Genomic DNA, 13,118 nt, shown 5'->3' with positions numbered 1-13,118 from the left:
AGCCTCAGCTACCCGACGTTGCCACACTGAAAGATGTCCGGCTGCAAACACCTATGTTGGTGTATAGCGCCGAAGGCGAATTGATCGCCCAATACGGTGAAAAGCGCCGTATCCCGTTGACATTAAAACAAATTCCACCAGAAATGGTACATGCGTTTATTGCGACGGAAGATAGCCGATTCTATGAGCATCACGGTGTGGACCCGGTGGGTATCCTACGTGCGGCTTCTATTGCTATGGTGTCGGGGCGCGCCTCTCAAGGGGCCAGTACCATCACCCAGCAATTAGCGCGAAACTTTTTCTTAAGCCCGGAACGAACCTTGATGCGTAAAATCAAGGAGGCTTTTCTGGCCATTCGCATTGAACAGCTACTGACCAAAGATGAAATTCTTGAGTTGTATCTGAACAAGATCTATCTGGGTTACCGCGCCTATGGTGTCGGGGCGGCGGCGCAGGTTTATTTCGGTAAAGAAGTCAACGAGTTGACTCTCAGCCAGATGGCGATGATTGCCGGTTTGCCAAAAGCGCCATCAACTTTCAACCCGCTTTACTCACATGACCGCGCTGTTGCACGTCGTAATGTGGTGCTGTCGCGCATGTTGGATGAAAAGTACATCACCCAAGCGCAGTACGATCAGGCTCGTAGTGAAGAGTTAGTTGCCAACTACCATGCGCCGCAAATTGCTTTCTCAGCACCTTATCTGTCCGAAATGGTGCGTCAGGAAATGATTAAGCGCTATGGCGAAAACGCCTATACCGACGGTTATCAGGTCTATACCACTATCACCAAAAAGCTTCAGCTCGCGGCGGTGGACTCCTTACGCGCCAATGTGTTGGCTTATGACATGCGCCACGGCTATCGTGGCCCATCCAATGTGTTATGGAAGGTGGGCGAAAGCGCGTGGAGTCGTGAGCAAATTATTGATTCACTGAAAACACTGCCAGTCTATGGCCCACTGTTGCCTGCGGTTATCACTGAGGCAAATGCGGAACAGGCAACAGCCATGTTGGCTGATGGTAGTAGCGTGACATTACCGATGGCCGGTATGCGCTGGGCGCGTCCGTATAAATCTGACAATGCTCAGGGGCCGACACCTAAAAAGGTCACCGATGTTGTTCAGCCAGGTCAGCAGATTTGGGTCAGAAAAGTGGATGACAACTGGTGGCTCGCTCAAGTACCAGACGTCAACTCTGCCTTGGTTTCTATTGACCCGAATAATGGTGCGATTAAAGCGCTGGTAGGCGGTTTTGACTTTAACCAAAGTAAATTCAACCGTGTTACACAAGCATTGCGTCAGGTTGGTTCGAATATCAAACCTTTCCTGTACACCGCGGCGATGGACAAAGGCCTGACCTTGGCAAGCATTCTCAACGACTTGCCGATTACGCGTTGGGATGCCGGTGCGGGTACCGACTGGCGGCCAAAAAACTCGCCACCCACTTATGACGGCCCGATTCGTCTACGCCAAGGCCTGGGTCAATCGAAAAACGTGGTGATGGTGCGAGCCATGCGCGCCATGGGTGTAGATTATGCGGCTGAATATCTGCAACGCTTTGGTTTCCCGGCACAAAACATCGTGCATTCAGAATCATTGGCGCTGGGTTCCGCTTCATTCACGCCATTGCAGCTAGTCCGAGGTTATGCGGTGTTGGCAAACGGCGGCTATTTGGTCGATCCGTATTTCATCACCAAAATCACCGATGATACCGGCAATGTGCTGTTTGAAACGAAACCGAAAATTGTCTGTGAAGAGTGTAACCTGCCGGTCATTTATGGCGATACACAGCGCTCTGTGGTGCTATCCGACGATAACACCGAAAATGTGGCGACTTCACAAACCAATAATGCCAGCAATGTGCCAATGCCGGAGCTGGAACAAGTCACTCCAGCACAAGCTAAGCTCAATAGCGATGAGCAGTATGCACCGCATGTAATAAGCACACCGCTGGCGTTCCTGATTCGCGATGCATTGAACTCCAACATCTTCGGTGAACCGGGCTGGATGGGGACAGGCTGGCGTGCTGGGCGCGATTTAAAACGCAAAGATATCGGCGGTAAAACCGGTACCACCAACAACTCGAAAGATGCATGGTTCTCCGGCTATGGCCCGGACACTGTGACATCAGTCTGGATTGGTTTTGACGATCATCGCCGTGACTTGGGTCGTAGTACTGCATCTGGCGCAATTTCTGACCAGATATCAGGTGCTGAAGGCGGGGCGAAAACTGCTCAACCGGCGTGGAATGACTTTATGAAAGCAGCCCTTGAAGGTTTGCCGGAAAAACAAGTCGCGCCACCACCGGGTATCGTCAGTGTAGTGATTGATAAGCAAACAGGTAAACTATCCACAGGTGGGCCAGGTAGCCGCTCAGAGTACTTTATCGAGGGGACACAACCTACCGAATATTCTGTACATGAAGCGGGTACCACGCTGATGGATAACGGCCAGACTCACGAACTGTTCTGATAATTGAGTTACTGCTGATAAGCCGGGGATCGCAAGATCACCCGGCTTTTTTATTAGAGCAGCTCAATATTAAGCGATACCCGCTTTAGTCAGAAATGCCTGGGCCAAAAACAGTGCGCTGACATTGCGGGCTTCGCAAAAACCGGGTTCATCAAGCAGTGCCATCATATTCGCAATCGGCCAGCGCACTTGTGGCAGTGGTTCTGGCTCATCACCTTCCAGACTTTGCGGATAGAGGTTTTGCGCGACAACAATGTTCATTTTGCTCGAGAAGTAGGAGGGGGCCATCGTCAGCTTACTAAGGTAATCAAAACGCTCAGCGCCAAATCCAACTTCCTCCATCAATTCACGATTAGCAGCGTCTAATACGCCCTCTCCGGGATCAATGAGTCCTTTAGGGAAGCCCAACTCATACTCTTCGATACCCACGGCATATTCGCGGATCAGCAGTAAGTCATTACCAATGATTGGCACAATCATAACGGCTTCGCGATTCGATGGGCGCATACGCTCATAAACACGTTGTACACCATTGCTGAACTCCAAACTCACCGCTTCAACAGTAAACAAGCGGGAGCGGGCAATCGTTTCTATTTTATGTATTTTAGGTTTTTGCAGGTGTTTCATAATGGCCCCAAATTAAAACTCGCCGCCGGTCGGACGCACATCGGGGTAGTCAGGCCCATAAAATGGTTACTTAATAAGCCACTTTTTACCTATGCGGATTAACCCGACTCTTTATACTGGATTTTATTAGAACTTGATCACATTGTGCGTTAATGAGAACCTTTATCGCAATGTCAGTTAGATATAATTTACCTGTTTTTAACATGGCGGCGAGTTTAGTCAAGATTCAACCGGTTAATTATCATCCTATATCTGCGCAATATCAGTTAAAACTTGTGTTTGAAAATAGGATTATGCTGATATTACCGATGTTTTAGCCTTGCTATCCTTATCAGTCTACGGGCAGTTTAAGAGCACTTGTATTAGGTTATTTGATGAATAACGCTGTTATATGCCTCTGTACTGTGTTTATGCGTAATATGTACCCTAAATGATTCAAGCTGCAGCAAGGCGGCAAATAAAAGCAGCCAACGCACATGCAGTTTGCCGCATGTTGGGTATGATGCATTATTTCATAGAGTTGACGTAAGTCAGGGGCGCTCGGATGGGGATGGGATGAGCACAATAGTCTTAATATTGGCCTTACTGTTGACCAGTCTGATCACAGTGGGTTTGTTGTGGTGGTTCCGATTCCGCCGACCTATCCCCGTAGCTGCAACACTGCCGTTCGCGCAACCCACGCATCGAAAACTGACACCGGAAGAGCGGGTCAACATTGAAAACTACCTGCTAAACCAACAAGACAAAATAGGGTTTAAACCCCAGTCAACGTTTGATACCCGAACCCTGACAAACAGTGTGTCTTCGCCCGCGAAACTGATTTTAACACCTCAAAGTGACAATGTTTATGCGGTAACCCGCGCGATTACCCGCTATGGCGTGGCAACTGACGAACCGAATAAATGGCGCTATTATCTTGATTCTATTGAAGTTCACCTACCAGCTTCATGGGAACAATATATTACTCAGGATAATGACGTCGAACTTATCCAAACCCAAACGATCCCTTTGGTTATTTCCCTCAACGGGCATACGCTGAAAAATCATCAGTCAGAGAACACTTACCAGCCTATTTTATCTTCCGTGCCGCAAAACGCGTCAATCCGCAAGGCGGATAGTGAACATATTGAGCTACTGAATATCCGCAAGGAAACCCCGGAAGAATATGCCCTGCATGGTACTAACGGCTTGAAAGAAGCTGGGGCCATTTGTTTGGCATTGCTGTTACTGTTCTTTGCACTGACTGGCCCTGCGGTAACACTGCCCTGGCTGATTATTGTGGCGGCAACACTGACTGGCTGGGCATGCTGGAATATGTTCCGCCCACTATCTGAAAAAGATTTGCGGGAAGTTCATTGCCTAAGTGGCACACCAAAGCGCTGGGGCCTGTTCGGTGAGTCAAATCAGGGGCAGATGAATAATATCTCGCTCGGGATTGTCGATCTGATCTATCCGGCACATTGGGGCCCCTATTTTGCTCATGATTTGGGCAAAAAAACCAATATTGATATCTACCTCAATCGTCAGGTTGTACGTCAGGGGCCGTTTTTGTCCCTGCATGATGAAATGAAGCACTTTCCCCTACAACGCTGGGGGAAAAACCTGACATTAATGGCCGGATCGCTGTTGGTGATGGCGTTATTACTGATCTATGTGCCACTGGGGCTGCCACTAAAATTGAGTGTCGCCTGGTTGCAAGGTGCGCAAAGCCAGCAGGTGACCAGCGTTGAAGCATTAGAAAAAATGCCGCTCCGTATTGGTGATATGCTGAAAGCACAGGGAATGGGGATGTGTTATGTCCCGCCGAATACTCAAAACTCGCACAGTTTTGTTTTCACTCCTTTTGATTGCTCCGGTATCTATTGGAACAATGCAGCGCCATTGCCGCAACCTGAATCTGAGATCATTGAAAAGGCTGCATCACTGGTAGCTACCGTCAATCAGCAGCTACACCCCCAAGGTTCGGATGCTAACGTTAACCCACAACTGGCAACCGCTATTGAAAAGTCCGGTATGATTTTGCTGGATAATTTTGCGGATATCGTCTTAAAAACACAGGCATTATGTGGTGGTGATGCTGATTGTATTCGCCTGAAAAATGCTTTAGTGAATTTGGGGAATGCCAAGAATTGGTCAGGGCTGGTAAAACGAGCACAGTCAGGCACCTTAAAAGGCATGAATGTGCTGTTACGTCCGGTCAGCGCCGACACTCTGGAAAATCTGGTTAAAACGGCAACCTCATCATTTGTTTACCGTGAAACACATCTGGCGACAGAAGCCTTGAACAGCCCTCCACCGGGTGGGTTCCTGATTACCAGCGATGAGGGGAAACAGTTAGTCAATCACCCTGCTCCCTCGGTTCCTCTGTTCGATTACAGTGCGTTGGAGCAGTGGCGCGAATTGCAGCGGCTCTCAGGGCTGCTACTCAATACCCCATTTAAGGCTGAAGGTATCATTACCAATATCACCACCGATGCCAATGGAACTCGCCATATTGCATTACACAGCGAACCGGATATCGTGACACTCGGTCGTTATTTGGGCACCAGCCTGCTGCTGCTGGTTCTGATTGTGTGTTTAGTGGTGAATACCACCTTATTTATTCGGCGCGTCCTGAAAAACCGTAGTCGCATGGATAATATTCAACGCTATTATGATAATTGCTTCAACCAACCCCTCACTCCAGCGCCTTTCCTACGTTAGCCCTTTTTCGTTTATCATTAGTCTTATTTACGCCCTAAATAATTCGAGTTGCAGGAAGGCGGCAATTGAGTGAATCCCCAAGAGCTTACACAAGTAAGTGACTGGGGTGATTGAATGCAGCCAACGCACATGCAGCTTGAAGTATGACGGGTGAATACAGCTAATGTGATGTGGAGTCGCGATGCCCCCTGAATTGAATTGGCAAGAAATTGATACCGTGCTGTTGGATATGGATGGCACTCTGCTCGATTTAGAGTTCGACAGCCATTTCTGGCTCAAACAGGTACCGGAAACACTCAGCCAACGCCGGGGGATATCTCTGGAGCAGGCGCATAAAATTATCCATGATGAATATCTGGCAGTGCAGCACACACTCAATTGGTATTGCTTCGATTATTGGAGCGAGCGGCTAGATTTGGATATCTACGCGATGACCACGCAAGCGGGCAATCGCGTGCGGTTGCGCCAGGATACCCAGCCCTTTTTAGCCAGTTTACGTGAGCGCGGCTTACAAACCATTTTACTCACCAATGCCCATCCACACAGTCTGGCGGTAAAAATTGAGCACACCGCTCTCGACCAGCACCTTGATTTATTACTTTCTACCCATACATTTGGTTATCCAAAGGAAGATCAACGACTGTGGCAAGCTGTCACGCAGCATACCGGGCTGAATCCTGCCAGAACCTTATTTGTCGATGACAGTGAGAAGATTCTGGATGCTGCGCGCACCTTTGGTATCCGCTACTGTCTGGGAATAGAAAACCCTGACTCCAGCTGTGCTGATAAAGCATTTCACAGCCACCCTGCAATCAATGACTACCGTAAGCTATTGCCTGCATTAGAGTTACGCAAGTAATGTCGGAATAAATGAGCATGACGGCTGGGAGTATTCATGAAAGAGAAAGCAGTCTCGGACGAATCGGTTCGGCTAGATAAATGGCTTTGGGCCGCCCGGTTTTACAAAACCAGAGCAATAGCGCGAGAAATGGTGGATGGCGGCAAAGTCCATTACAACGGGCAGCGTGGTAAACCGAGTAAGCTGGTTGAAATCAATGCCGAAATTCGTCTGCGCCAAGGTAACGATGAGCGCACAGTACGGGTCTTGGCGCTACACCACCAACGCAGAGGCGCAAGTGAAGCGCAGGCATTGTATGAAGAAACTGAGGCCAGCATTGCTAACCGCGAGAAAGTGGCACAAGCACGTAAGCTCAATGCTCTGACCATGCCACATCCGGATCGGCGACCGGATAAAAAAGAGCGTCGCAATCTAATCAAATTTAAACAAGGCGAGCCTGAGTAAACTGCTTGCAGCCAGAAAGAGAGAAACCTATGTCTAATCACGATCAATCTAATCACGATCACTCTAATCATGATCAACTGCAACGCTACCTGTTCGCTAACCATGCTGTGCGTGGTGAACTGGTTTCAGTCAATGAAACCTACCAACAGATGCTCGCTAATCATGACTACCCTCCTGCGGTACAAAAACTGTTAGGTGAAATGTTGGTCGCGACCAGTCTGCTGACCGCGACCCTCAAATTTGACGGTGATATCACGGTGCAATTGCAAGGTGGGGAAGGCCCACTCTCACTGGCAGTGATTAACGGCAATAACCAGCAAGAAATGCGCGGTGTCGCCCGCTTTAAAGGTGAAATCAGTGATGAAAGTACGCTGCAAGAGATGATGGGCAATAGTGGCTATCTGGTCATAACCATCACACCGGCACAGGGTGAGCGCTATCAAGGTGTAGTGGCATTGGAAGGTGAGACTATCGCCGCCTGCCTGGAAAATTACTTTATGCAGTCAGAACAGTTACCTACCCGCCTGTTTATCCGCACCGGTAATGTGGAAGGTAAACCTGCCGCAGGCGGTATGCTGTTGCAAGTTCTACCCGCACAGGAGCGTAATGAAGATGAATTTGATCATCTCGCACAGCTTACTACCACTATCAAAGCTGAGGAGCTATTCACCCTGCCGGCCAATGAGGTGCTGTATCGTTTATATCATCAGGAAGAGGTGACACTTTACGAACCACAAAATGTCAGTTTCCGCTGTACCTGTTCTCGCGAACGTTGCGCCGATGCATTAGTGACGCTATCCGAAGATGACGTCAAAGAGATGCTGGAACAAGATGGCAATATTGATATGAATTGCGAGTATTGCGGTACTCACTACCTGTTTGATGCGGTCGATATTGCCACATTAAAAAGCGGTAACAGCCCTTCATCAGAACAAATTCATTAATTCTCGTAATACTTGGTTGGGTGCTGACTCGTGCCCAGCCATTTCTTCTGCCGTTTCATACTTGCGACAATCCGTGTCCTATCTCTCATAACCTAGCGAAAAGTAGGTCATATATTGAAATATTTGAACGCTATCGCTGTTAATCGGGGATGAGTAATTACAATCGCTGGTAGAAAATTGACGATCCAGGAGTTATGACATGAGTGTTAAAGGAATTACCCCGCAGGAGCTCGCCGCCTATGGCATCCATAACGTCAGCGAGATTGTTTACAACCCAAGCTATGATTTACTGTTCCAGGAAGAGACTAAACCCACACTCGAAGGATACGAGCGCGGAACCCTCACCAACACAGGAGCAATTGCGGTAGATACCGGTATCTTTACCGGCCGCTCACCAAAAGATAAATATATTGTCCGTGATGCTATCACCCAGGATACCGTGTGGTGGGCCGATCAGGGCAAAGGCAAGAATGATAATAAACCGCTAAGCCAAGAGACTTGGACTCACCTGAAAGGGTTGGTCACTAATCAACTGTCTGGGAAGCGCCTGTTTGTTGTTGACACATTCTGCGGTGCTAATGCCGATACCCGTCTGCAAGTTCGCTTTGTTACTGAAGTGGCCTGGCAAGCGCATTTCGTTAAAAACATGTTTATCCGCCCAACTGATGAAGAATTGGCCCATTTCGAGCCTGATTTTATCGTCATGAATGGCGCTAAATGCACTAACCCGAACTGGAAAGAGCAAGGTCTGAATTCAGAGAACTTTGTGGCCTTTAACCTGACAGAACGTATGCAGCTGATTGGCGGCACATGGTATGGCGGTGAAATGAAGAAAGGTATGTTCTCAATGATGAACTACCTGTTGCCACTGAAAGGCATTGCTTCTATGCACTGCTCGGCTAACGTCGGTGAAAAAGGCGATGTGGCTATCTTCTTCGGCTTGTCCGGTACCGGTAAAACCACCCTGTCCACTGATCCGAAACGCAAGTTGATCGGCGATGATGAACATGGTTGGGATGATGACGGCGTATTTAACTTTGAAGGTGGCTGCTATGCCAAAACCATCAAGTTATCCGAAGAAGCAGAACCCGATATTTATCATGCGATTAAGCGTGATGCATTGCTGGAGAATGTGGTAGTGCTACCAGATGGTACTGTTGATTTCAATGACGGTTCCAAAACTGAAAACACCCGTGTTTCTTACCCTATCTACCACATTGAAAATATTGTTAAGCCAGTCTCTAAAGCAGGTCATGCCACCAAGGTTATTTTCCTGACTGCTGATGCCTTTGGCGTATTACCGCCGGTATCTCGCCTGACGGCAAATCAAACCCAGTATCACTTCCTGTCTGGCTTTACAGCCAAACTGGCGGGTACTGAGCGCGGTGTCACTGAGCCAACACCAACCTTCTCTGCTTGTTTTGGTGCCGCATTCTTGTCACTGCATCCAACACAATATGCAGAAGTATTGGTTAAACGTATGCAAGCGGTGGGCGCTCAAGCTTATCTGGTCAACACTGGCTGGAATGGCACCGGCAAACGTATTTCCATCAAAGATACCCGAGCCATCATTGACGCCATTCTGAATGGTGAAATTGATAAAGCTGAAACCTTTACCCTGCCAATCTTCGATTTGGCCGTTCCGATGGCATTACCGGGCGTAGACCCCGCAATCCTCGACCCGCGCGATACTTACGCGGATGTCGCGCAGTGGCAGGAGAAAGCCGAAGATTTGGCGAAGCGTTTTACCACTAACTTCGATAAGTATACCGATACCCCAGCAGGGGCTGCGTTGGTTAGCGCAGGGCCAAAGATCTGATTTAGATTTGGTTTTGTAAGATGATAAAAGGGGCACATTTGTGTCCCTTTTTGTTTTTCGCAAATCAAGAATAGATTAAATCTGGCTTGGTGGTTTAGTTATCAGGTTCGGTTGTTGTTTGTTCGGTGCTCACTGAACAATTAATATTCAACAACCAAATCAGATCACACTACTGCTGGTGGCTTAGGTTTAACATCCAACGGCAACGGGATATAGGCCCGAATCCGTAATCCGCCCCGCTCGCTGGTGCCGATATCCAACGAACCGGCGTGCGCATCAATAATTCGCTGCACAATGGCCAACCCTAACCCGGTGCCACTGGTACTACGGGCACTATCGCCACGGACAAAAGGCTGGAACAAATGCTTCAAATCTTCCGGCTTAATACCCGGTCCATCATCTTCCACCTGGAACCAAGCCCGCTGTAGCTCTGTGCCACTGCTCACTTTTATCCAACCATTGCCGTAACGAGCAGCATTCACCACCATATTTGCCAGGGCGCGCTTGATCGATAATGGATGAATATCCACCATCACTTCGCCTTCACATAAATCCGTTTCAATCACTCGTTCATAGCCACTCTCAGCAGCAATCACTTCACCCAATACCGCATTAAGATCGCTCGGTTCGGTCGGCATCTCCTGCCCAGTGCGCAGATAATCAATAAACTGCTCGATAATGGCATTACACTCTTCAATGTCCTTATTGATTGACTCAGACAAATAGCCGTCGGCTTCACTCATCATTTCTGTCGCCAAACGGATACGGGTCAATGGCGTACGCAAGTCATGACTGACCCCCGCCATCAACAAGGTGCGGTCATCAGCCAGCAACTTCACGCCAGCCGCCATTTGGTTAAATGCCCGGGTGACAGAACGGACCTCAGAAGCACCATATTCGCGCAGCGGTGGCGGAATGATGCCCTTACCGACCTGCAAAGCCGCATGTTCCAGTTCAACCAAGGGTCGATTCTGAATACGGATAAACAGCCAGGCACCGCCAACTGCCAGTAACATGATGGCCAAGGTATAACGGAACAGCGGCGAGAAATCGCCCTGATGGATCTCGGTTAATGGCACCCTCACCCAAATATCTGGCGATAACCACGTTTTCAACCAGACAACGGGCGAGTTTTTATTCACTTCGACCCGAACATCGGTTGGCCCACCTAATTGCTGGGCCATTTGATCACTAAGAAACTTGTAATGCTGTGCCCAACGCAGGCCACTTTCCTCTGCCGCGGCATTGGTATAAAGCGAAATCCCCAATTCACGGTAAATCTCACGCCGAAACGCTGGCGGGACTTCAAGTAGCGTGCCATCTTCCAGTTGCAGCCGATCAGTCATCAGCATACGGACTTCATATGCCAATACTTTATTAAACTGCTGCAAACTGGGCAAAATGGCGAAATTCAGTACCACCAGATACGTCGTGACCAGGCTGACAAACAGCAAAGTCACAATCAGTAATAAGGTTCGGGCAAATGAGCTACGTGGAGAAAAGCGCCATCGCCTCATGCTTTACTGCCGTCCGGCACAAATACGTAGCCCAAGCCCCATACAGTTTGGATATAGCGTGGATGAGCTGGATCTTCTTCTACCATGCGGCGCAAACGTGAAATCTGTACGTCGATAGAACGTTCCATTGCACTGTATTCACGGCCACGAGCCAAATTCATCAGTTTATCGCGAGACAGTGGCTCACGCGGGTGACTGACTAACGCTTTCAGCACCGCAAACTCACCGCTGGTCAGTGGCATAGGTTCATCTTCACGGAACATCTCGCGGGTACCCAGGTTCAATTTGAACTTACCAAATGCAATCACCGCTTCTTCTTGTGAAGGGGCACCTGGAAGTTCGTTGGCCTGACGGCGTAGCACCGCGCGGATACGAGCCAGCAGTTCGCGTGGGTTAAATGGCTTTGGAATATAGTCATCGGCACCAATTTCCAGCCCGACGATACGGTCAACTTCTTCACCCTTGGCCGTCACCATAATGATCGGCATTGGGTTGCTTTGACTGCGCAGGCGGCGGCAGATAGACAGGCCATCTTCCCCCGGTAACATCAGGTCGAGCACCATCAGGTGGAAGGACTCACGAGTCAGCAAGCGATCCATCTGTTCCGCATTGGCAACACTGCGCACCTGGAAACCTTGTTCTGTCAGGTAACGTTCCAATAGCGCGCGTAGGCGCATATCGTCATCAACGACCAGAATCTTGTGATTCTCTTGCATTTTATTACTCCCAAAGGCCGTATTGCCTGAATCTGCACATTGTTAGAAAAACTCACTCTAACAGACAGCTATTTATGGTATACATTCTAGTCGAAATTGTTACAAAGCTTATTGTCAGGCTTAATTATCAACACTTTCATCAAATGGGCGGTAGCGAATCTCTAAAATCCAGTAAGTCGCCTCACCATTTGGTGTTTGAACCGTCACCTCATCATCGACCTGTTTACCTATCAAGGCTCGGGCCACCGGTGAATCGATAGAAATCCATTTTTTCGCCGGATCGAACTCATCTGGCCCCACCAAGCGGAAGATGCGCTGTTCTCCTGATTCATTTTCGACCCGAACCCAAGCACCAAAATAGACTTTCCCTTCCTGGCGCGGATCGGGATCAACAATTTTCAACACTTCAAGGCGTTTGGTCAGAAAGCGTACCCGACGATCAATTTCCCGCAGGCGCTTCTTACCGTAGATATATTCGGCATTTTCCGAACGATCACCCATAGCCGCGGCTTCAGACACCGCCTGAGTGACTACTGGCCGCTCTTCTCGCCATAGATAATGCAGTTCACGATCCAGTGCCTGCCAGCCTTCGCGGGTAATATAGTTACTTTTCGCCATACCGTTATCCACTTATTCCTTTGGCAGAAATGCCACTACTATACCTTAACCTTTTACCGATAAGTTCACGTTAGCTCAAGCTCAGCGACCACTCTACTGGCAATTTATCCGGGCAATCCGTATAACTATCTTCTGCCGTTTTTCCTACTCACTATCAAAATTGATATCAGACTTATGAATGAACAACTGAGCAGCATTATTGCAAGCGAAATACAGGCGCGACCAGAGCAAGTTATTGCCGCGATAAGCCTGCTGGATGAAGGTAATACCGTGCCCTTTATTTCACGGTATCGTAAGGAAGTTACCGGCGGGTTGGATGATACCCAGCTGCGCCAGTTGGAAAGCCGTTTGGGTTATCTGCGCGAACTTGAAGACAGACGCCAAACCATTCTTAAATCAATCG

11 protein-coding genes are annotated in these 13,118 nt (G+C 48.7%); 7 read left to right on the top strand and 4 right to left on the bottom strand.

Going from position 1 to position 13,118, the window contains the following annotated elements; translation table 11 throughout:
• Positions 1–2,468 (top strand): peptidoglycan glycosyltransferase/peptidoglycan DD-transpeptidase MrcA (gene mrcA / locus ACNSO8_RS08135; RefSeq protein WP_418394370.1); only part of this gene is annotated, 2,468 nt, incomplete at its 5' end.
• A gap of 69 nt (positions 2,469–2,537) precedes the next feature.
• Here the strand turns inward: mrcA and nudE are convergent.
• Positions 2,538–3,095 (bottom strand): ADP compounds hydrolase NudE, encoded by a 558-nt coding sequence (gene nudE, locus ACNSO8_RS08130; RefSeq protein WP_019081543.1) that lies wholly within the window; start codon positions 3,093–3,095, stop codon positions 2,538–2,540.
• A gap of 555 nt (positions 3,096–3,650) precedes the next feature.
• Between nudE and ACNSO8_RS08125 the strand changes: the two genes are divergently transcribed.
• From ACNSO8_RS08125 to pckA, 5 genes are all read left to right on the top strand, one after another.
• Positions 3,651–5,798, top strand: a complete 2,148-nt coding sequence (locus ACNSO8_RS08125; protein WP_418394369.1) for an intracellular growth attenuator family protein — start codon at positions 3,651–3,653, stop codon at positions 5,796–5,798.
• A 181-nt stretch (positions 5,799–5,979) separates the two neighbouring features.
• Positions 5,980–6,657 carry a GMP/IMP nucleotidase gene (yrfG, locus tag ACNSO8_RS08120; protein ID WP_011817352.1) on the top strand — a complete coding sequence of 226 codons (678 nt, stop codon included), beginning with the start codon at positions 5,980–5,982 and terminating at the stop codon, positions 6,655–6,657.
• A 36-nt stretch (positions 6,658–6,693) separates the two neighbouring features.
• Entirely contained in the window at positions 6,694–7,101 is a 408-nt protein-coding gene (gene hslR / locus ACNSO8_RS08115; RefSeq protein WP_005159667.1) for a ribosome-associated heat shock protein Hsp15, read from the top strand.
• 29 nt (positions 7,102–7,130) lie between these two features.
• Positions 7,131–8,045, top strand: coding sequence for an Hsp33 family molecular chaperone HslO (gene hslO / locus ACNSO8_RS08110; RefSeq protein WP_019081545.1), 915 nt, complete (start codon positions 7,131–7,133; stop codon positions 8,043–8,045).
• A gap of 199 nt (positions 8,046–8,244) precedes the next feature.
• On the top strand, positions 8,245–9,864 hold the full coding sequence (gene pckA / locus ACNSO8_RS08105; protein WP_005159660.1) for a phosphoenolpyruvate carboxykinase (ATP): 1,620 nt from the start codon (positions 8,245–8,247) through the stop codon (positions 9,862–9,864).
• A 164-nt stretch (positions 9,865–10,028) separates the two neighbouring features.
• Here pckA and envZ read toward each other — a convergent pair whose 3' ends face one another.
• The 3 genes from envZ to greB all read right to left on the bottom strand — a co-directional run bounded on the left by envZ (position 10,029) and on the right by greB (position 12,715).
• Positions 10,029–11,381, bottom strand: a complete 1,353-nt coding sequence (envZ, locus tag ACNSO8_RS08100) for a two-component system sensor histidine kinase EnvZ (RefSeq protein WP_005159658.1) — start codon at positions 11,379–11,381, stop codon at positions 10,029–10,031.
• Positions 11,378–12,097, bottom strand: coding sequence for a two-component system response regulator OmpR (ompR, locus tag ACNSO8_RS08095; RefSeq protein WP_004709363.1), 720 nt, complete (start codon positions 12,095–12,097; stop codon positions 11,378–11,380). The genes envZ and ompR overlap by 4 nt, the downstream gene beginning before the upstream one ends.
• 120 nt (positions 12,098–12,217) lie before the next feature.
• The gene (gene greB / locus ACNSO8_RS08090) at positions 12,218–12,715 is read right to left on the bottom strand and encodes a transcription elongation factor GreB (RefSeq protein ID WP_026018070.1); all 498 of its coding nucleotides are present in this window, start codon (positions 12,713–12,715) and stop codon (positions 12,218–12,220) included.
• 174 nt (positions 12,716–12,889) lie between these two features.
• Here greB and ACNSO8_RS08085 point away from each other — a divergent pair.
• The coding region (locus ACNSO8_RS08085; protein WP_418394368.1) for a Tex-like N-terminal domain-containing protein at positions 12,890–13,118 on the top strand (229 nt) is incomplete at its 3' end.

Source organism: Yersinia sp. LJYL362, assembly GCF_048323875.1.
This window is presented reverse-complemented; position numbering and strand designations above follow the sequence as displayed.

Bases quoted from the DNA above. Each gene is read 5' to 3' on its own strand.
- hslR (WP_005159667.1), top strand. From the start codon at position 6,694: ATGAAAGAGAAAGCAGTCTCGGACGAATCGGTTCGGCTAGATAAATGG.
- ACNSO8_RS08125 (WP_418394369.1), top strand. From the start codon at position 3,651: ATGAGCACAATAGTCTTAATATTGGCCTTACTGTTGACCAGTCTGATC.
- ompR (WP_004709363.1), bottom strand. From the start codon at position 12,097: ATGCAAGAGAATCACAAGATTCTGGTCGTTGATGACGATATGCGCCTA.
- hslO (WP_019081545.1), top strand. From the start codon at position 7,131: ATGTCTAATCACGATCAATCTAATCACGATCACTCTAATCATGATCAA.
- nudE (WP_019081543.1), bottom strand. From the start codon at position 3,095: ATGAAACACCTGCAAAAACCTAAAATACATAAAATAGAAACGATTGCC.
- greB (WP_026018070.1), bottom strand. From the start codon at position 12,715: ATGGCGAAAAGTAACTATATTACCCGCGAAGGCTGGCAGGCACTGGAT.
- pckA (WP_005159660.1), top strand. From the start codon at position 8,245: ATGAGTGTTAAAGGAATTACCCCGCAGGAGCTCGCCGCCTATGGCATC.
- yrfG (WP_011817352.1), top strand. From the start codon at position 5,980: ATGCCCCCTGAATTGAATTGGCAAGAAATTGATACCGTGCTGTTGGAT.
- envZ (WP_005159658.1), bottom strand. From the start codon at position 11,381: ATGAGGCGATGGCGCTTTTCTCCACGTAGCTCATTTGCCCGAACCTTA.